Annotated in this window: 17 protein-coding genes; 10 read left to right on the forward strand and 7 right to left on the reverse strand. The window is 65.7% G+C overall.

Annotated elements, in window-relative coordinates:
• Nucleotides 1–84: 84 nt before the first annotated feature.
• Nucleotides 85–354 (reverse strand): hypothetical protein, encoded by a 270-nt coding sequence (locus PMI15_RS07260; RefSeq protein ID WP_007865921.1) that lies wholly within the window; start codon nucleotides 352–354, stop codon nucleotides 85–87.
• Between the two features lie 105 nt (nucleotides 355–459).
• Nucleotides 460–840, reverse strand: a complete 381-nt coding sequence (locus tag PMI15_RS23975) for a hypothetical protein (RefSeq protein ID WP_157214561.1) — start codon at nucleotides 838–840, stop codon at nucleotides 460–462.
• Between the two features lie 173 nt (nucleotides 841–1013).
• Here PMI15_RS23975 and PMI15_RS07270 point away from each other — a divergent pair, with 173 nt between their 5' ends.
• Nucleotides 1014–1985 carry a succinylglutamate desuccinylase/aspartoacylase family protein gene (locus tag PMI15_RS07270; protein WP_007865926.1) on the forward strand — a complete coding sequence of 324 codons (972 nt, stop codon included), beginning with the start codon at nucleotides 1014–1016 and terminating at the stop codon, nucleotides 1983–1985.
• A 191-nt stretch (nucleotides 1986–2176) separates the two neighbouring features.
• Here PMI15_RS07270 and msrA read toward each other — a convergent pair whose 3' ends face one another.
• From msrA to PMI15_RS07285, 3 genes are all read right to left on the reverse strand, one after another.
• Entirely contained in the window at nucleotides 2177–2719 is a 543-nt protein-coding gene (gene msrA, locus PMI15_RS07275) for a peptide-methionine (S)-S-oxide reductase MsrA (protein WP_007865929.1), read from the reverse strand.
• 104 nt (nucleotides 2720–2823) lie between these two features.
• Nucleotides 2824–3072, reverse strand: a complete 249-nt coding sequence (locus PMI15_RS07280) for a hypothetical protein (RefSeq protein WP_238541088.1) — start codon at nucleotides 3070–3072, stop codon at nucleotides 2824–2826.
• Between the two features lie 135 nt (nucleotides 3073–3207).
• Nucleotides 3208–4101 carry a LysR family transcriptional regulator gene (locus tag PMI15_RS07285; protein ID WP_007865935.1) on the reverse strand — a complete coding sequence of 298 codons (894 nt, stop codon included), beginning with the start codon at nucleotides 4099–4101 and terminating at the stop codon, nucleotides 3208–3210.
• Nucleotides 4102–4254: 153 nt separating this feature from the next.
• On the opposite strand from PMI15_RS07285, the gene PMI15_RS07290 reads away from it, so the two are divergent.
• From PMI15_RS07290 to PMI15_RS07330, 9 genes are all read left to right on the forward strand, one after another.
• Complete coding sequence (locus PMI15_RS07290) at nucleotides 4255–5451, forward strand: acyl-CoA dehydrogenase (RefSeq protein ID WP_007865938.1); 1197 nt, start codon at nucleotides 4255–4257, stop codon at nucleotides 5449–5451.
• Nucleotides 5452–5479: 28 nt separating this feature from the next.
• A complete protein-coding gene (locus tag PMI15_RS07295) occupies nucleotides 5480–6259 on the forward strand; it encodes a YdcF family protein (protein ID WP_007865941.1) in 780 nt (259 codons plus the stop codon).
• Between the two features lie 148 nt (nucleotides 6260–6407).
• On the forward strand, nucleotides 6408–7106 hold the full coding sequence (locus PMI15_RS07300) for a TetR/AcrR family transcriptional regulator (protein ID WP_007865944.1): 699 nt from the start codon (nucleotides 6408–6410) through the stop codon (nucleotides 7104–7106).
• A complete protein-coding gene (locus tag PMI15_RS07305) occupies nucleotides 7103–8305 on the forward strand; it encodes an efflux RND transporter periplasmic adaptor subunit (protein ID WP_007865946.1) in 1203 nt (400 codons plus the stop codon). Before PMI15_RS07300 ends, PMI15_RS07305 begins: the two co-directional genes overlap by 4 nt.
• 12 nt (nucleotides 8306–8317) lie before the next feature.
• The gene (locus tag PMI15_RS07310; RefSeq protein ID WP_007865948.1) at nucleotides 8318–11566 is read left to right on the forward strand and encodes an efflux RND transporter permease subunit; all 3249 of its coding nucleotides are present in this window, start codon (nucleotides 8318–8320) and stop codon (nucleotides 11564–11566) included.
• A gap of 74 nt (nucleotides 11567–11640) precedes the next feature.
• A complete protein-coding gene (locus PMI15_RS07315; protein ID WP_007865949.1) occupies nucleotides 11641–12330 on the forward strand; it encodes a protein-L-isoaspartate O-methyltransferase in 690 nt (229 codons plus the stop codon).
• 56 nt (nucleotides 12331–12386) lie between these two features.
• Nucleotides 12387–12743, forward strand: coding sequence for a rhodanese-like domain-containing protein (locus tag PMI15_RS07320; RefSeq protein ID WP_007865951.1), 357 nt, complete (start codon nucleotides 12387–12389; stop codon nucleotides 12741–12743).
• A gap of 45 nt (nucleotides 12744–12788) precedes the next feature.
• Nucleotides 12789–14147 (forward strand): TolC family outer membrane protein, encoded by a 1359-nt coding sequence (locus tag PMI15_RS07325; RefSeq protein ID WP_007865954.1) that lies wholly within the window; start codon nucleotides 12789–12791, stop codon nucleotides 14145–14147.
• A 61-nt stretch (nucleotides 14148–14208) separates the two neighbouring features.
• A complete protein-coding gene (locus PMI15_RS07330; RefSeq protein WP_157214562.1) occupies nucleotides 14209–15216 on the forward strand; it encodes a cupin-like domain-containing protein in 1008 nt (335 codons plus the stop codon).
• 131 nt (nucleotides 15217–15347) lie between these two features.
• Here PMI15_RS07330 and PMI15_RS07335 read toward each other — a convergent pair whose 3' ends face one another.
• Both PMI15_RS07335 and waaC read right to left on the reverse strand, forming a co-directional pair.
• Nucleotides 15348–16697: a 3-deoxy-D-manno-octulosonic acid transferase gene (locus tag PMI15_RS07335; RefSeq protein WP_007865959.1), complete on the reverse strand. Its 1350-nt coding sequence runs from the start codon at nucleotides 16695–16697 to the stop codon at nucleotides 15348–15350.
• The gene (gene waaC, locus PMI15_RS07340; RefSeq protein ID WP_007865962.1) at nucleotides 16694–17704 is read right to left on the reverse strand and encodes a lipopolysaccharide heptosyltransferase I; all 1011 of its coding nucleotides are present in this window, start codon (nucleotides 17702–17704) and stop codon (nucleotides 16694–16696) included. The genes PMI15_RS07335 and waaC overlap by 4 nt, the downstream gene beginning before the upstream one ends.
• Nucleotides 17705–17855: the final 151 nt, after the last annotated feature.

Genomic DNA, 17855 nt, shown 5'->3' on the forward strand with positions numbered 1-17855 from the left:
GCTGAAGTCCTGCGGATTTGAATTAACGCAATCGAGTTGCATTATTACCGCAATTGTCCCTTTTTCCAGCCCGGCTTTGTAAAGTCAGTCCCGATAGGGCTCGTGGCTCCTGGGGGCCAGCGGCAGTTGTTCGTCGAGCGACTGGCGGTAGCGCAGGCAGCCGCGCAGAAACTGTGGCCAGTCGGGCACCACGGGAAGCGGGTCCGTCTTCTCCGGCAGCAGCGACCACAGCGCGGGATGGTGCCAGCACAACGCGTGCCCCGTGCTGTCGCGATGTTCGCGAATGCCCTGCCGCAGCCTTTTCACTTCAGCGATGAGCTGTTCACGCGACAAGCCTTCAAGGTCAGCGTCCATGATGCCTCCGTCTTTGCAAACGACGCATCCATCATAGGCATGAAGCCCATGCCGCCACGCCAAAACCACGCGCGGGTTCAATTGTCAGGCAGGCGAAACACGGGCTCAGGTTTCAGGACGTGTATCCGGCCATGCAGGTCGCTTCAACGCGGGCTTGCCCTTGCCGCTGACCGTGGCCAGCCCGCCAAACAGCAGAATCAGTGCCAGCCAGCCCAGCATCACATCCCAGAAATGCCTGACCAGGAAATAAGGCGCCAGCAAGGTGGTGAACCAGTAGCTCAGCGGGCCGAAGCGCTCGCCGACCACCCCGCCCCCGCCGTAGCCGCAGCGTATGGCCGGGTTGTCAAAGCCGGCCGATGTGCAGCCCACCCACTGCAAGACCTTGGCCGAAGTGAACATGCTCAGCACCGGTGTGCCGAAAGCAATGGCAAAAAGCACCAGGCTGACGAGCAGCGCCAGGAAAAGGGTTTTGCAAACAGCGTGCATGCGGTTTTTTTGAAAAATGCTTTTCGCCGGATTGTTGTGCCGCATCGCGCGATGCCTGACCACGATGGAGGCTAATGTATACCGCGAACGGCAGCGCGAGCCGGCGCTGCGCTATAACCTCATATGAACGCGGCATGCCCGGCGCTCCACCCTTTCATCTCACGGTAACACCCATGTCCCCCAAACACCCCACCCACCTGCGCGCCCACACCTACCACGGCCTGGCCCCCGGCCCGCGGCTGCTGGTCACCGGCGCGGTCCACGGCAACGAAACCTGCGGCACGCGGGCCATCACGCAGCTGCTGGAGGAAATCGACGGCGGCGCGCTGGCCATAGAACGCGGCACCGTGACTTTTGTGCCGGTGACCAACCCGCTGGCCTACAGCCTCAAGCAGCGCATGGGCGAGCGCAACCTCAACCGCAACATGGCGCCCAGTGCCATCCCGCAGGATTTCGAGGACCGCATCGCCAACGTGCTGTGCCCGCTGCTCGATGCGCACGACGTGCTGCTGGACCTGCACTCCTTTCACACCGGCGGCGCGCCCTTTGTCATGATCGGCCCGCAGAACAACCACGGCGCGCTGGAGCCCTTTTCCCATGCGGCCGAGGAAATGCAGCTGGCGCTGCACACCGGTCCGCACCGCATCGTTGAAGGCTGGCTGGAAACCTACGCGCGCGGGGTGAAGCGGCGCACGGCAGCGGCCGAAGCAGCTGGGGCCAGCCGCGCGCAAAGCCTGGTGACCGACCCGAACTACGGCGTGGGCACGACCGAGTACATGCGCTCGCGCGGCGGCTACGGCGTGACGCTGGAATGCGGCCAGCATGAAGACCCGCAGGCGGTGCTGGTGGCGCGTTATGCGATCCTGCAGACGCTGGGCTTGCTGGGCCTGGTGGCGCAGCCCGCGGCGCCCGTTCCCATGGAGCGCGAAATCCTGCGCCTGGTCGACGTGATGGACCGCGAGCATGCGGGCGACAGCTTCACCCGCGAATGGCGCAGCTTTGACGCGGTGAAGGCCGGCGAGGCCATAGGCACGCGGCACGGCGGCCAAGCCGTCACCGCGCCGGCCGACGGCTTTGTGGTGTTCCCCAACCCGCGCGGCGAAGTGGGCCAGGAGTGGTTTTACTTCGCGCAGCGGCGGGCTTGAGGCGGGTTCGGCACGCACGCTGAAGAATCTTTATCCGCAGATTACGCAGATTTCCGCAGATGAAAGAAATGATGATTTGAATCGCTTGTGCCGCGTAGGGCGGCGGATGAAGATCAGTTTCAGCCTGACTACAACTTTCCGGTTTTTAAAATCTGCGGAAATCTGCGTAATCTGCGGATAACTCCCCGGTCTCAGTCCTTCACGCGTGAGGCAAAGGTCTTGCGGAATTTCTCGACCTTGGGGCCTACCACAAAGGCGCAATAACCCTGGTTGGGGTTGTTCTCGAAATAGTCCTGGTGGTAGGCCTCGGCCGGCCAGTAGTTTTCCACCGGCAGCACCTCGGTGACGATGGGCTTGCCGAAAAGCTTGTCCTGGCTGGCCTGGCGGATGAAGTCGTCGATGACGTCCTTCTGCTCGGGCGTCGAGTAATAAATGCCGCTGCGGTACTGCGTGCCGGCGTCATTGCCCTGGCGATTCAGGCTGGTCGGGTCGTGGATCACAAAAAAGATCTCGAGAATTTCCTTGAGCGTGATCTCGGCCGGGTCGTACGTCAGCTTGACCACCTCGTTGCTGCCGGTGCGGCCGGTGCAGACTTCCTCATAGCTGGGCCGCGCGGCCTGGCCGTTGCTGTAGCCGGACTCGACGTCGGTCACGCCGCGTACCTTGACGTAGACCGCCTCCGTGCACCAGAAGCAGCCGCCGCCCAGGGTGATGGTTTGAAGGGATGAGGACATGGCTATCTCCGCTGAAAACCGTTGGTCGTGAAATGAGCGGAAATCTTACGCCGCGGGCCGCGCGCATGCCGTGGCAGGCCCGCTTACCCTTGCCCGGCCGGGGCTCAATCGCGGCGGCGCGGGCCCCTGCTGCGGTGCATGGGGCCGACGGCGCGGCGCATCAGCCGCAGCAGCACCAGCGCCGTGACGGCACCGGCAACGGCCAGGCCCAGCGAGCCCATGCTGAACACCGTGTCGTTGGTCTTGCCGCGGCTCAGGATGGCGGCCACGAAGTCGCCGCCTATGTAGGCGCCGAACACGCCGACACCGAGGTTTTCGAGAATGAGGATTTTTTCGCGGGTGCCCGCGAGCAAGCAGGCAGCGCCACCGAAGAGCGCACCCACCACACACCAGATATACGGGTTGATGCCGTTCTCCTGAAGACTATGAACTGCCCCATGGTCGCAGCTTTAGGCCTCCGGCGGTGGACATACTTTCCGCAAGGTCTTTCACCGGGGAACCGCCGGCGCCATTGCCCGCACCGCCTTCACAAAAGCCGCCAGCGCCTGGTGGTCGCGCGCGGTTTTCCAGAGACAGTGCGTGTCGTAAGGCGTGGTGGCCGCATCCAGCGGCACAAAGGCCGCGCCGGCCATGGCCGACTGCCGCAGCGCGGCCGGCACCAGGGCCACCCCCATTCCCTGCGACACCAGCGAGACCACGCTGAGCCAATGCCGCAATTCGTAGCGCATCTCGGGGTAAAAGCCGGCTTCGGTGCAGATCGCCAGGATGCGCTCGTGGTAATCGGGTGAGACCGCGCGCGATACCACCGCAAAGGGCTCGCCCTGCAGAGCCGAAAGCGACAACGAACGCTTGCGCGCCAGCGCATGGCCGGCAGGCAGGCAGCAGACCAAAGCCTGGCTCGACACCAGGATTTGCGAGAGCTCGGGGGGCACGCGCGTGGTGTGCACAAAACCCAGATCCAGCCGGTCGTGCGCCAGTTCCACCAGCTGCTCGCTGGAGCTGAGCTCCTTGAGCGTCAGCCGCAGCAAGGGGTGCTCGGCCTGGAAGCGCTCCAGGATGGCGGGCAGGCCGCTGTACAGCATGGTGCCCGAAAAGCCTATGGCCAGGCTGCCGGCCATGCCCTGGCCCACGTCGCGCGCATGGCCGGCCGCTTGCGCGGCCTGGTCCAGCAGGGCGCGCGCCGCCGGCACAAAAGCCTGGCCCGCGGCCGTCAGGGCGACCTGCTTGCTGCTGCGGGTGAACAGCTTCGCGCCTATGGAGGCCTCCAGCTGCTGGATGTTCAGCGACAGCGGCGGCTGCGAAATCGACAGGCGCCGGGCGGCGCGGCCGAAATGCAGCTCCTCGGCCAGGACCAGGAAATAGCGGAGGTGACGGAATTCCATGAAGGCACCATGAATATGTTTTTTATATCGTTGAATCGATATTTGATATTAGACAACTATTCATGCTTATCCAACAATCCCGGATAGTCGGCAGGTTCAGGCCGCCCCCTACACTGCAAACCAAGCTTCCCCTTCTTTCGGAGACACAGACCCATGAAAACCACCTTCAACTGGCAGGACCCGTTTTTCTTCATGGAGCAGCTCAGCGAGGACGAACGCGCCATCGCCGACGCGGCCCACGCTTTTTGCCAGGAAAAGCTGCAGCCCCGCGTGCTGATGGCGGCGCGCCACGAAAAATTCGACCGCGAGATCATGAATGAGGCGGGCGCCATGGGCTTCCTGGGCTCCACGATTGAAGGCTATGGCTGCGCCGGCCTTAATTACGTGAGCTACGGCCTGGTGGCGCGCGAGGTGGAGCGCGTGGACAGCGGCTACCGCAGCGCCATCAGCGTGCAGAGCTCTCTGGTCATGCACCCGATCAACGCCTACGGCAGCGAGGCGCAAAAGCAGAAATACCTGCCCAAGCTGGCCACCGGCGAATGGGTCGGCTGCTTCGGCCTGACCGAGCCCAACCACGGCTCCGACCCGGCCAGCATGCTGACGCGCGCCAGGCCGGTGGACGGCGGCTTCATCCTCAAGGGCGCCAAGATGTGGATCACCAACAGCCCCATCGCCGACGTCTTCATCGTCTGGGCCAAGCTGCAGGACCCCGACGGCAAGGTGGGCGGCCAGGAAAGCATTCGCGGTTTTGTGCTGGAAAAAGGCATGAAGGGCCTCAGCGCACCCAAGATCGAAGGCAAGATGAGCTTGCGCGCGTCGATCACCGGCGAGATCGTGATGGACGACGTGTTTGTGCCCGAGGCCAACCTGCTGCCCAATGTGAGCGGCTTGAAGGGCCCCTTCGGTTGCCTCAACAAGGCGCGTTACGGCATCGCCTGGGGCGCCCTGGGCGCGGCCGAGGACTGCTGGTTCCGCGCGCGCCAGTACACCCTGGACCGCCAGCAGTTCGGCCGTCCGCTGGCGCAGAACCAGTTGATCCAGAAAAAGCTGGCCGACATGCAGACCGAAATCACCCTGGGCCTGCAGGCCTGCCTGCGCGTGGGCCGGCTGATGGACGAAGACAAGGCCGTGCCCGAGATGATTTCGCTGATCAAGCGCAACAGCTGCGGCAAGTCGCTGGACATCGCCCGCATGGCGCGCGACATGCACGGCGGCAACGGCATCCATGACGAGTACCACGTGATCCGCCACATGATCAACCTGGAAACCGTCAACACCTACGAAGGCACGCACGACGTGCATGCCCTGATCCTGGGCCGCGCGCAGACCGGCCTGCAGGCCTTCTATTAAGAAGCGCTTTTTCTTTCCGTAGCCGGCCATGGACCCAGGCGCGCTCAAGCCCGTGCTGGCCGGCCTGGCGCTGCCACCGGTCTCGCTGCTCCTGCTGGCCTTGCTGGGCCTGGTGCTGGCCTGGTGCAATCGAAAGAAAAGCGGGCTCACGCTGGCAACCGTTTCCGTGCTGCTGCTGGCGCTGCTCAGCTGCCACGGCACGGCGGTGTGGCTGGCGCGCACGGCCTTGCCGCAATTCGCGCCGCTGGACCTTGCCGAGCTCAAGCCCCGCCAGGTCCAGGCCATCGTCATCCTGGGCGGCGACGTGCTGCCCGTGGCGCCTGAATACGGCTACAGCCAGCCGGCCGCGGCCACCGCCGCGCGGCTGCGCTACGGCGCCTGGCTGGCCCGGCAGTCCGGCCTGCCGCTGGCTTTTACCGGCGGCCTGGGCTGGGCGGCCCACAGCACACAAACCGAATCGGAGGCCGAGGTCGCCGCGCGTGTGCTGCGGCAGGACTACGGCCTGGCGCTGCGCTGGCGTGAATCCCAATCGCGCGACACGGCGGGCAATGCGCGCCTGATGGCGCCGCTGCTGCGGCAAAGCGGCGTCCAGCGCATCGCGCTGGTGACCCACGCCTGGCACATGCCGCGCGCCGTCCTGGCCTTTGAACAGGCCGGCCTGGCCGTCACGCCCGCCCCGCTGGGCTATGTGCTGCCGGCCCAGGGCGAGCTGCTGGAATGGCTGCCCTCGGCGCAGGGCCTGCAAGCTTCACGGCAGGTGCTGCGGGAGTGGCTGGCGCTGGCCGTCGGGCGCTGGCTGCCGGCCTAAAGCCGGCACTTCCCCCTGTGGCGCCAAAGCCGCGCCCGCCAAGGCTTTACCGTGGATTTACCTTATGGGTCCAGGCGCCCGGCCTTAACGCTTTGGGTTGACGGTCGGAAACTAAGCAGATATATTACTAACCAGTCAGTCAGTAACTATGTCGCTTTCCAAACTTTTCAGCCCCAACACCGCGGTCGCCGCCAAGCGCGAGCGCCGCAAGGAAGCCCGCCCGGGCGAACTCCTGGATGCCGCGCTCGACCTTTTTGTGGAAAAAGGCTTTGCCGCGACCCGCGCCGAGGAAGTCGCCGCCCGCGCCGGTGTCTCCAAGGGCACCTTGTTCCTTTACTTCCAGAGCAAGGAAGAACTCTTCAAAGCCGTGGTGCGTGAAAACATCTCGGGCCGCTTCACCGAGTGGCGCGCCGAACTGGAAAGCTTTGAAGGCAGCAGCCCCGAATTGCTGGCCTATTGCATGAACGTCTGGTGGGAACGCGTGGGCATGACGCGCGCCTCGGGCCTGACCAAGCTGATGATGAGCGAGGCCAAGAACTTTCCCGAGCTCGCGGCTTTCTATCATCAGGAAGTCATCATGCCGGGCCATGACCTGATCCGCAGCATCCTGCAGCGCGGCATGGACCGCGGCGAGTTCCACGCCATGGACCTGGACTACGCCGTCTACGTCGTGATCGCGCCCATGATCTTCCTGATCCTGTCCAGGCACTCCGGCGGCGTGTGCTTGAACAGCGAGAAAGATCTGGACCCCCAAAAATTCATCGCCCACCAGGTGGAGACCATCCTGAACGGCATTTCCGCGCCCGTCGCCACCGCAGCCCGCGCCGGCAAGAAGGCTGCCGCATGAAGCGCTGGGCCAAGTGGGCGATCGCCGCAGTCGTCGTGCTGCTCATCGCGGGCGGCGTGCTGCGTGCGCTGGGCGCGCGCAAGGCCCAGCAGCAGGCGCTGGCCGCCAGCAGCGCTGTCAAGGACATGGGCCTGGTGGAGCTGGCCGCCACCGATGTGGTCAAGGCCCAGGTGCGCGAGCTGGTGCAGGGCCTGCCCGTCTCCGGTTCGCTCAAGGCCGTCAACTCCGCCGTCATCAAAGCCAGGGTTGCGGGCGAGCTGCAGGGGCTGGCGGTGCGCGAGGGCGACGTGGTCAAGGCCGGCCAGGTGATCGCACGCATAGACGCCGCCGAATACCAGTCGCGCGTGCGCCAGGCCCGCGAGCAGGCCGAATCCGCCAAAGCCCAGGTCGACGTGGTGCAGCGCCAGTACGACAACAACAAGGCGCTGGTGGACCAGGGCTTTATTTCCAAGACCGCGCTGGACACCTCGCTGGCCAACCTCAACGCCGCGCAGTCCACCTACAAGGCCGCGCTGGCCGCGACCGACGTGGCCGCCAAATCGCTGGACGACACGGTGCTCAAGGCGCCGATTTCCGGCCAGGTGTCACAGCGCCTGGCGCAGCCCGGCGAGCGTGTGGGCATAGACACCAAAATCGTCGAAATCGTGGACCTGAGCCGGCTCGAACTCGAGGCCACGCTGAGCGCCAGCGACTCCATGGAAGTGCGCGTGGGCCAGAGCGCCCAGCTGCAGATTGAAGGCAGCCGCCAGCCCGTGACGGCCGTGGTCGCGCGCATCAACCCCAGCGCGCAGGCCGGCAGCCGCAGCGTGCTGGCCTACCTGAACATCGACAACCCCGGCGTTACCGGGACTGCAGGCGAAGCCGGCGCTCCGCCGCTGCGCCAGGGCCTGTTCGCCCAGGGCACGCTGGGCACGGCGCGCGCCTCGCTGCTGGCGCTGCCCGTCAGCGCCGTGCGCACCGACAAGCCCGCGCCCTATGTGCAGGCCGTGGAGAACGGCGTGGTCGTGCACAAGACTGTCGAGCTGGGCACGCGCGGCGCCGCCGGCGGCGACAGCGTGGTGGCGGTCAAAGGCCTGGAAGAAGGCGCGCTCGTCGTTCGCGGCGAGATAGGCGCGCTGCGCGAAGGCACCAAGGTGCGCTTCACGCAACCGCCCTCCGCGCAGCCCGCCGCCAGCGCGCCCGCCAAACCGGCGCCCTGAGGCTTCACGCGCATGTGGTTCACGCAGGTCAGCCTCAAGAATCCCGTGTTCGCCACCATGGTCATGCTGGCCATCGTGGTGCTGGGGCTGTTCTCCTACCAGCGCATGCAGGTCGACCAGTTTCCCAACATCGACTTCCCGGTGGTGGTGATCACCGCCGAATACCCCGGCGCTTCGCCCGAGATCGTTGAGAGCGAAGTCACCAAGAAGATCGAGGAAGGCGTCAACTCGATTGCCGGCATCAATGCGCTGACCTCGCGCAGCTACGAAGGCCAGTCCGTCGTCATCATGGAGTTCCAGCTCTATATTGACGGGCGCCGCGCCGCCGAGGACGTGCGCGAAAAAATCGCGGCGATACGCCCCAGCTTCCGCGATGAAGTGAAAGAGCCGCGCGTGCTGCGCTTCGATCCGGCCAGCCGCGCCATCTGGTCGGTCGCCGTGTTGCCGCAGGCCGGCAAGGGCAAGGCCATGGATGCGGTCGAGCTGACCAACTGGGCCGACCAGGTGCTGAAAAAACGCCTGGAGAACGTGCGCGGCGCGGGCTCGGTCACCCTGGTGGGCGGCACCAAGCGCGAGATCAATGTCTACCTGAATCCGCAGGCCATGGAGTCGCTGGGCATCACCGCCGACCAGGTGGTCAACGCCGTGCGCAACGAAAACCAGGACCTGCCCGTGGGCGCCATCCGCTCGCTGCAGCAGGAGCGCGTCGTCAAGATCGACGCGCGCATGAAGCGCCCCGAGGACTTCGGCAAGATCATCGTGGCGCGCAAAAACACCGGCAGTGGCGCGGCCGCGGCGGTCACCGTCGACCAGGTGGCCCGCATCGCCGACGGTGCGCAGGAACTCGACAGCCTGGCGCTCTACAACGGCCAGCGCACCCTGCTGCTGACGGTGCAAAAAGCCCAGGACGAAAACACCATTGCCGTGGTTGACGGCCTGAACAAGGCCGTGGCCGAACTGCAGCCGCTGCTGCCCCCCGGCGCGCGGCTGGAACTCATTACCGACGGCTCGCGGCCCATACGCGTGGCCGTCGAGAACGTGCGCCGCACGCTGATCGAAGGCGCGCTGCTGACGGTGTTCATCGTCTTCCTGTTCCTCAATTCCTGGCGTTCCACCGTGATCACCGGGTTGACGCTGCCGATCTCCATCATCGGCACCTTTTTGTTCATGAACCTGTTCGGCTTCACCATCAACATGATCACGCTGATGGCGCTGTCGCTGTGCGTGGGCCTGCTGATCGACGACGCCATCGTGGTGCGCGAGAACATCGTGCGCCACGTGCAGATGGGCAAGGATCCCTACCGCGCCTCGCTGGACGGCACCCAGGAAATCGGCCTGGCCGTGCTGGCCACCACCTTCTCCATCGTGGCGGTGTTCCTGCCCATCGGGTTTATGGGCGGCATCATCGGCAAGTTCTTCCACGAGTTCGGCGTGACCATCGTGGCTGCGGTGCTGATCTCCATGTTTGTGAGCTTCACGCTGGACCCCATGCTCTCCAGCGTCTGGCACGACCCGGCGATTGAAGCGCACGGCCGGCAGGGCGCGCCCGTCACCTTCTACGACAAGACCATAGGCCGCGTCACCGGCTGGTTCGACCGTGCCACCGAATCCCTGAGCGACAGCTACCAGGGCATCTTGCGCTGGTCGCTGGGCCACAAGCTGGCCACGCTGGCGCTGGCGGTGCTGATTTTTGTCACCAGCATCTTCATGGTGCCGCTGCTGGGCACCGAGTTCGTGCCCAAGGCCGACTTCTCGGAGACCACGCTGAACTTCTACACACCCGTGGGCTCCTCGCTGGAAAACACCGAAGCCAAGGCGCGCCAGGTCGAGGCCATCGTGCGCGAGTTCCCGGAAGTGAAATACACGCTGGCCACGCTCAACACCGGCAACGCCCAGGGCAAGATGTACGCCAGTGTCTATGTGCGCCTGGTGGACCGCAAGGCGCGCACGCGCAGCGTCGACGAAATGTCGGGCGTGCTGCGCGAGCGGCTCAAGCAGGTGCCGGGCATCACCGTCACGCACGTCGGCCTGCTTGACGCGGTGGGCGGCAACAAGCAGGTGGAGTTTTCCCTGCAGGGCAGCGACCTCAAGGAGCTCGAACGGCTCACACGTGCCATCAGCGACAAGATACGGGGCATCCCCGGCCTGGTGGACCTGGACTCCAGCGTCAAGGCCGACAAGCCGGTGATCGAGGTCGACGTGCGGCGCGATGCCGCCTCCGACCTGGGCCTGTCGGTGTCGCAGATCGCCGCCTCGCTGCGCACCCTGGTAGCCGGACAGACGGTCGGCAACTGGCGCGCGCCCGACGACCAGACCTACGACGTCAATGTGCGCCTGGCGCCCGGCGCCCGCACCGCGCCGCAAGACCTGGAGCGCCTGCCCTTCATGAGCAGCACCATGGGCAGCAATGCCGACGGCTCCTCGCGCGTGGTGCGCCTCAACCAGGTGGCGACCGTGAAGGAGTCCACCGGGCCCAACCAGATCAACCGCCGCGACATGGCGCGCGAAGTCGCCATCAACGCCAACGTCTACAACCGCTCGGCCGGCGAGGTCTCCAACGACATCAAGGCCGTGCTCGACAACTTCAGCTTCCCGCCCGGCTACCGCTACCAGTTCAGCGGCTCCACCAAAAACATGGCCGAGTCCTTCGGCTACGCGGTGTCCGCGCTGGTCATGGCCATCCTCTTCATCTACATGATCCTGGCCAGCCAGTTCAAGAGCTTTCTGCAGCCCATGGCGCTGATGACCTCGCTGCCGCTGACCCTGATCGGCGTGGTGCTGGCGCTGCTGCTGTTCCGCTCCACGCTGTCGATGTTCTCCATCATCGGCGTGGTGATGCTGATGGGCCTGGTCACCAAGAACGCCATCCTGCTGGTCGACTTCGCCATCCGCATGCGCGCCGACCGGCTGGACGTGGACGGCCACCGCCTCCCCGGCATGGAGCGCGGGGAGGCCCTGCTGCATGCCGCCAAGGTCCGGCTGCGCCCCATCCTGATGACCACGCTGGCCATGATCTTCGGCATGGTGCCGCTGGCCTTTGCCCTGACGGAAGGCTCGGAGCAGCGCGCCCCCATGGGCCAGGCCGTGATAGGCGGCGTGATCACCTCTTCGCTGCTGACCCTGGTGGTGGTGCCCGTAACCTATTGCTACCTGGACGACCTGGGCCAGTGGTTCAAGCGCAAATTCGGCCCCAAAACCCGGGCCGCCACCCCTGCCGAAGCACGGCCCGTCCACCCTGCGCCTGTCATGGCCGACCGCTAAAATCAAAGGTTTATCTCGTGAACACCCTCTTCACACCCCTTTCCTCCCCTATTTCGCCCAACCACAGGTCCGCCATGAACTACGAACAAGCCCGATTCAACATGATTGAGCAGCAAATCCGCCCCTGGGAAGTGCTGGACAACCAGGTCCTTTCCCTGCTCGCCGTGGTCAAGCGCGAAGACTTCGTGCCGGCTGCCCACAAGGCCCTGGCCTTTGTCGACATGGAAATCCCGCTGCCGCCCCACGCCAACCCCAGCCAGTGCATGCTCGCGCCCAAGGTCGAAGCCCGCATCCTGCAGGAGCTGGCCGTGCAGAAGCACGAAAAAGTCCTCGAGATCGGCGCCGGCTCCGGCTACATGGCCGCCCTGCTGGCGCACCGCGCCCAGCAGGTGATCACGCTGGAAATCGATCCCACGCTGGCGCAGACCGCGCGCGACAACCTGCAGCGCGCCGGCATCTACAACGCCGAGGTGCGCACCGGCGACGGCGCCGCCAAACTCGCGCAAGCCGTCGCCGGCAACGACCCGTTGCGCGGCCCCTTCGACGTCATCGTGCTCAGCGGCTCGGTCGCCGAGGTGCCGGCTTCGCTGCTGTCCCTGCTCAAGGTCGGCGGGCGCCTGAGCGCCATCGTGGGTTTTGAGCCCGTGATGCGCGCCACCCTGGTCACCCGCGTGGCCGAAGACGCCTGGCGCACCACCCAGGCCTGGGACACCGTGGCGCCGCGCCTCTTGAACTTCCCCGAACCCTCGGCCTTCAGCTTCTGAAAGCCGGCGGCGATACCCAATCACCACCGATCACGACACACCTGAAAGTGCCACCCATGGTTCCCCAGCTCAATCCCGCCGACTTCAGCGCCTGGCGCGACAACGCCGGCGCCGGCGCGCCCGCCCTGCCCGTGGTGCTCGACGTGCGCGAACCCTGGGAACTGCAGACCGCCTCGGTCAAGGAAGACGGTTTCAGGCTGGTGCATATCCCGATGCGCGAGATCCCGGCGCGCCTGCCGGAGCTGCAGGAGGCCGGCGCCGGCCAGCCTATCGCCTGCCTGTGCCACCACGGCATGCGCAGCCTGCAGGTGGCCAACTACCTGACGCAAAGCGGCTTCACCGAAGTCGTCAACCTGCAGGGCGGCATCAATGCCTGGTCGCAGCAGGTGGACCGCTCCGTGCCTGTGTACTGATCCAGTTTTTTTATTCGCCGACTCATTCATTTCTTCAGGACTCTTATGACCACGCCCAAGAAACCGCCGGCTCGCCCGGCGATGTTGCCCCTGTCGATTGCGGCCGCCGTGGCATTGCTGGCCATGGCCCCCCTGGCGCAAGCCCAGAGTCTCGTCGAGCTGTATGAATCGGCCCGCGCCTTCGACGCGGCCTACCAGTCGGCCAAGCTGCAATACGATGCCAACCTTGCCAAAGCCGACCAGGCCAAGGCCGGCATCCTGCCGACGGCGGGCATCTCGGCCGGCGTGTCGCGCACCGCGTTTGAAAACACGGCCCCGGTGATAGACCGCAGCTTCAACACGCAAAACGCCACGCTCAACCTCTCGCAGCCGCTGTACCGCCCGGCCAACTGGGCCACCTACCAGCAGGCGTCACGGCAGGTGGACCTGGCCAAGGCCCAGCTGGAAACCGCCGACCAGGACCTGATCGTGCGCACCAGCCAGGCCTACTTCGACGTGCTGGCCGCGCAGGACACCCTGACCTTTGTGCGGGCCCAGAAAGCCGCCGTGGCCGAGCAGCTCGCCTCGGCCAAGCGCAACTTCGAGGTCGGCACCTCCACCATCACCGACACCCGCGAGGCACAGGCCCGCTACGACCTGGTCATCGCCCAGGAACTCGCCGCCGAGAACGACCTGCGCGTCAAGAAGATTGCGCTGGACACCCTGGTCGGCAAAACCGAAACCCAGCCCAAGCCGCTGACCAGCCCCGTCGGCCTTCCGGTCGTGACGCCCGCCGACGTCAACACCTGGGTGGAACAATCCGAGCTGGTGCACCCCAGCATCCGCCAGGCGCAAAGCAATGTGGAGATCGCCGAGCTTGAAGTGAACAAGGCCGAGGCCGGCCACAAGCCCACGCTGGACGCCACGGCCAGCTACAACGTCACGCGCAACCCCTCGGGCACGGCAACCACCATCCCGCCGTTTGCCTTCCGCACCAACACCACCACCGTCGGCGTGGTGCTCAACGTGCCGCTGTTCGCGGGCTTCGCCACGCAAAACCGCGTGCGCGAAACCCTGTCATTGCGCGACAAGGCCAAAAGCGACCTCGAAGGCGCGCGGCGCAGCGTGGCGCAGGCCACACGCACCGCCTACTTCGGTGTGCAGTCGGGCCAGGGCCAGGTCAAGGCGCTGGAGGCGGCCGAGCTCTCCAGCCAGAGCGCGCTGGACGCCAACAAGCTGGGCTACCAGGTCGGCGTGCGCATCAACATCGACGTGCTCAATTCGCAAAGCCAGCTGTTCCAGACCAAACGCGACCTGGCCAAGGCGCGCTACGACGTGCTGCTGGGCGACCTGAAGCTGCGCCAGGCCAACGGCACGCTGACGCCCGAAGACCTGCAGAAGATCAACGCGCTGCTGGCCAAATAATCGCTGCCCGCTTCACCACACTCCAACAAAGGCCCGGCCCCGGGCCAGAATTTCCATGTTGATGCCCGCACACAGTCCCCTGCCCCTGCCGATAGAGGCCGAACGCGTGCACGTCGCACCGGTGCACGTTCCCAAAGGCCCCAGCTTTGAGCTGATCGAGGAAACCACCTGGGAAGAACTCAAGCGCACGGGCCGCCGCCAGCCGTTTGACAAACCCGTGCTGGTCAAGGGCGGCATCCACCACTGGCCGGCCTGGAAAAAATGGTCGTTTGAATTCCTCGCCGACGTCTGCGCCGGCAAGGGCGCCGAGGTGCCGGTCAAGTTCACCGACGGCCTGGTCGAGCAGGGCGTGACCAAGGGCCGCCCCTTTCTTCCGGTCGCACCCTACCTGCGCGAACTCGGCAAGGCCGCGCAGCGCGCGCCCGACCCCATGGCAGGCCTCTTGCCCAAGCCGGTGCGCGACGGCTACAAACCCGGCGAGCGCTTTCACCTGAACTGGGCCCACATGCAGTCGTTCAAGCCGACGACCCTGTACCTGGCGCAGTGGGACATCCTCGAGAAATACCCCGAGCTGCGCCGCGACCTGCTCATCAAGAGCCTGTGGCCCGGCCGCATGACCTGGGAATACGTCTTCATGGGCCCGGCCAATACCGTGACCGGCCTGCACAACGACTTCCCGCACAACTGGTTTGTGCAGTTGCAGGGCGTCAAGGAGTTCATTCTTTTCTCGCCCGACCAGCGCCAGCACATGTGCCCGGCCGCCAAGTACGACTGGGGCGCCACGCTCAGCGACATCAACGTCTCGCGCCTGCCCGAACAGGTCCGCGAACTCGCGTCCTTCGAAAAAGCCCATGGCTACCATGCCCGCGTGGAAGCCGGCGATGCGCTGTTCATTCCCAAGCGCACCTGGCACTCGGTCGTTTCAGTGGAACCCTCCATCAGCCTGGGCATGTTCGGCCTCACGCCTTACGAAGTCGCCACCGGCGGCGCCTGGGCCACGCTGCGCGACTGGGCGCATCACCTGGGCCTCTACGCCCACAATAACTGCACCTGCCATCAAAAACGTTAGCCCCCACGCTGAGATATGGCCCCCACGGTCGCTCACTGCGTGTAGCTCCCTGCCCCCCGAGGGGGCCGCTGCGCCTGCGGTCTGGCAAAGCCAGTCCCGCGGCCCCGGCTGAGTTGAAGAGGTTACGGCGCCTATGGCTTAGTTTTTTCGCCGGCCGCTACAAAGCCCTCTAGCGCTTCGAGGGTTCTGGCCGTGGCGCCGCGGTTGCGGTCGGCGAAGGCCAGCCCCGCCGCGACCGCCGCGGCATGCGCGTCGGGCCTGTCCATCCATTTGCGCGCGGTGCGCACGCCCTGCTCCATGTCGACCACGCGCCGGGCCGCACCGGCTTCCACGGCGAGTTCGGCAGCTTCGGTGAAGTTAAAGGTATGCGGGCCCATCACCACCGGGCAGCCGCAGGCCGCGGCCTCGATCAGGTTCTGGCCCCCCAGGGGTGCGAAGCTGCCGCCCAGCAGGGCGACGTCGCTCATGGCGTAATACAGGGCCATTTCCCCGAGCGAATCACCGAGCCAGACGTCGGCCTGCAGCGCCTCATCGGCCAGGCCTGCCGCCGCGTCATCCCAGCCGGATCGGCGCGACACGCGCAGGCCGTGCTGGCGCACCAGCGCCTCCACCTCGTTAAAACGCTGCGGGTGGCGCGGCACCAGCAAAATCCTGAAGCGGCTTCCCGTTTCCTGCGGGGGAGTATCCATTGGGGACACGTGCTCCGACTGGGCCATGGCATTGAGCTGGCTCAGGAACTGCTCTTCCTCGCCCTCGCGCGAACTCGCGAACATCATCACCGGCAGCGCCAGCGCGCGGCGCCAGGACTTGCCTTTTTCCTGCTGGGCTTCATCGAGAGAGGCATCAAATTTGAGGTTGCCGAACACGCCGCCGACGGTCGCGCCGGCCTGGCGAAAGCGGCGCGCGTCATCGTCCGTCTGCGCGTACACCGCCGACAACGCGGCATAGGCCGGCACCGAGAGCGGCGACATCCTGAGCGCCTGCTTCAGCGATTTTTCGGACAGCCTGCCGTTGACCAGCGCCAGCGGCATGGCGCGCGCTTTCGCGGCGGCCACCAGGTTGGGCCAGATCTCGGTTTCCATCAACAGCCCCAGCCGCGGCTTGAAGTGCGCAAAGAACCGGGCGACCACGCCCGGGCTGTCCCAGGGCTGCCATACCTGCACGTCGCCCGGCTGCAGCAGGGCCACGCCCTCGGCGCGGCCGGTGGCCGTGCCGTGCGTGAGCAGAATGCGCACGCCGGGGTGGCGCTCACGCAGGGCCTTGAGCAGCACGGCCGCCGCGCGGGTCTCGCCCAGCGAGACCGCATGCACCCAGACCAGCTCGGAACGGGTTTCGGCCGGCTGGGTGTAGCGGCCGAAGCGTTCTTCGACCGCCTCGAGGTAACCGGGCTCCTGCTTCGCGCGGCGCGCCAGCTTGCGGCGCAGCAGCGGCTGCCCCAGCCACATCAGCAGTGAATAAAGCTTGAGGACGAAGGCGCTCATGCGGCGGCCCCGGCCGTGCTGCAGGCCAGCCAGGCCTGCCAGACGTCTTCCATGCCTGGCGCGGGCTGCGCATACACGCTGAGCTGCCGGCCGCCCCGGGTATCGGGCCCGGTGCGCCAGGCGGTATCGAAGTTGTAGATCTGCACATGCGGCAGGTCCAGCGCGACGGCGATGTGGCTCACACCGCTGTCTACGCCGATCACGCCGGCACATTGCGCGAGTTCTCCGGCCAGCGCATCCAGCGCCAGCGCGGGCGGCACCAGGGCCGAATCCGCCGCCGCGCCGTTCAGCGCCGTGGCAATCGCCTCGCTGGTAGCCAGCTCCGCGGCATTGCCGTGCGGCAGCAATAACTGGTAGCCGGCCGTGTTCAGGCGCCGGCCCAGCGCGACCCAGTGGCTGGCCGGCCATTCCTTGTCGGCGCGCGAAGTGCCGTGGACAAAGGCGATGCGGCCTGCGGGGAAGTGGTCATGGGTCATTGTGGGCTTTGCAGGCACTTTCAGACCAAAGCGCGTCGCAGCTGCAGGAGCATAGCCCAGCGCGCGCGCCGCCAATTCACGCGAGCGCTTCACTGCATGGATGTGCGGCTCTATGGTGATCGCCACATCGGCCACCCAGCGCGTCGGCGCCTCATAGCCCGAGCCGTCAGTTTGGTTGGCCAGAGCATATCGTTTGCCGCCAGGAGCCAGCCGGGCCAGACGCGCCACCAGGGCGGACTTGGTCAAGCCCTGCAGGTCGATGACGGCATCGTAGGCTTCCTGCTGCAGGTCACGTTTGAACGCACGCCATTCCTGACGGGTGGCCGTCGTCCAGAAGGACTTTCGCCAGCGCCGGATCTCGCAAGGGATCACGCGCTGCAAGCCGCTTGCGCGCGCCAGCAAGGGCGCAAATGCTTTCTCCACCACCCAGTCAATCTGTGCATCCGGCATGGCAGCAAGGATGTCCTGGACCACCGGCAGGGTATGCACCACGTCACCGAGGGAGGACAGCTTGACCAAAAGAATTTTCATTGGGGCGTGAAAGCGGAAAACGCTGATTTTAGGTGCAGGACCCACCTTCGCCCTCCGTCTGCTTCGCCGGGTTTTCAATCTGCGTAAATCTGCGAAATCTGCGGATGAATTTATATCCACAGATTTCGCAGATTTACGCAGATAAAGAGAC

The organism is Polaromonas sp. CF318 (genome assembly GCF_000282655.1).
GTDB lineage: Bacteria > Pseudomonadota > Gammaproteobacteria > Burkholderiales > Burkholderiaceae_C > Polaromonas.

Coding starts and splice junctions, on each gene's coding strand:
- PMI15_RS07260 (WP_007865921.1), bottom strand. CDS start 354: ATGGACGCTGACCTTGAAGGCTTGTCGCGTGAACAGCTCATCGCTGAA.
- PMI15_RS23975 (WP_157214561.1), bottom strand. CDS start 840: ATGCACGCTGTTTGCAAAACCCTTTTCCTGGCGCTGCTCGTCAGCCTG.
- PMI15_RS07270 (WP_007865926.1), top strand. CDS start 1,014: ATGTCCCCCAAACACCCCACCCACCTGCGCGCCCACACCTACCACGGC.
- msrA (WP_007865929.1), bottom strand. CDS start 2,719: ATGTCCTCATCCCTTCAAACCATCACCCTGGGCGGCGGCTGCTTCTGG.
- PMI15_RS07285 (WP_007865935.1), bottom strand. CDS start 4,101: ATGGAATTCCGTCACCTCCGCTATTTCCTGGTCCTGGCCGAGGAGCTG.
- PMI15_RS07290 (WP_007865938.1), top strand. CDS start 4,255: ATGAAAACCACCTTCAACTGGCAGGACCCGTTTTTCTTCATGGAGCAG.
- PMI15_RS07295 (WP_007865941.1), top strand. CDS start 5,480: ATGGACCCAGGCGCGCTCAAGCCCGTGCTGGCCGGCCTGGCGCTGCCA.
- PMI15_RS07300 (WP_007865944.1), top strand. CDS start 6,408: ATGTCGCTTTCCAAACTTTTCAGCCCCAACACCGCGGTCGCCGCCAAG.
- PMI15_RS07305 (WP_007865946.1), top strand. CDS start 7,103: ATGAAGCGCTGGGCCAAGTGGGCGATCGCCGCAGTCGTCGTGCTGCTC.
- PMI15_RS07310 (WP_007865948.1), top strand. CDS start 8,318: ATGTGGTTCACGCAGGTCAGCCTCAAGAATCCCGTGTTCGCCACCATG.
- PMI15_RS07315 (WP_007865949.1), top strand. CDS start 11,641: ATGAACTACGAACAAGCCCGATTCAACATGATTGAGCAGCAAATCCGC.
- PMI15_RS07320 (WP_007865951.1), top strand. CDS start 12,387: ATGGTTCCCCAGCTCAATCCCGCCGACTTCAGCGCCTGGCGCGACAAC.
- PMI15_RS07325 (WP_007865954.1), top strand. CDS start 12,789: ATGACCACGCCCAAGAAACCGCCGGCTCGCCCGGCGATGTTGCCCCTG.
- PMI15_RS07330 (WP_157214562.1), top strand. CDS start 14,209: ATGCCCGCACACAGTCCCCTGCCCCTGCCGATAGAGGCCGAACGCGTG.
- PMI15_RS07335 (WP_007865959.1), bottom strand. CDS start 16,697: ATGAGCGCCTTCGTCCTCAAGCTTTATTCACTGCTGATGTGGCTGGGG.
- waaC (WP_007865962.1), bottom strand. CDS start 17,704: ATGAAAATTCTTTTGGTCAAGCTGTCCTCCCTCGGTGACGTGGTGCAT.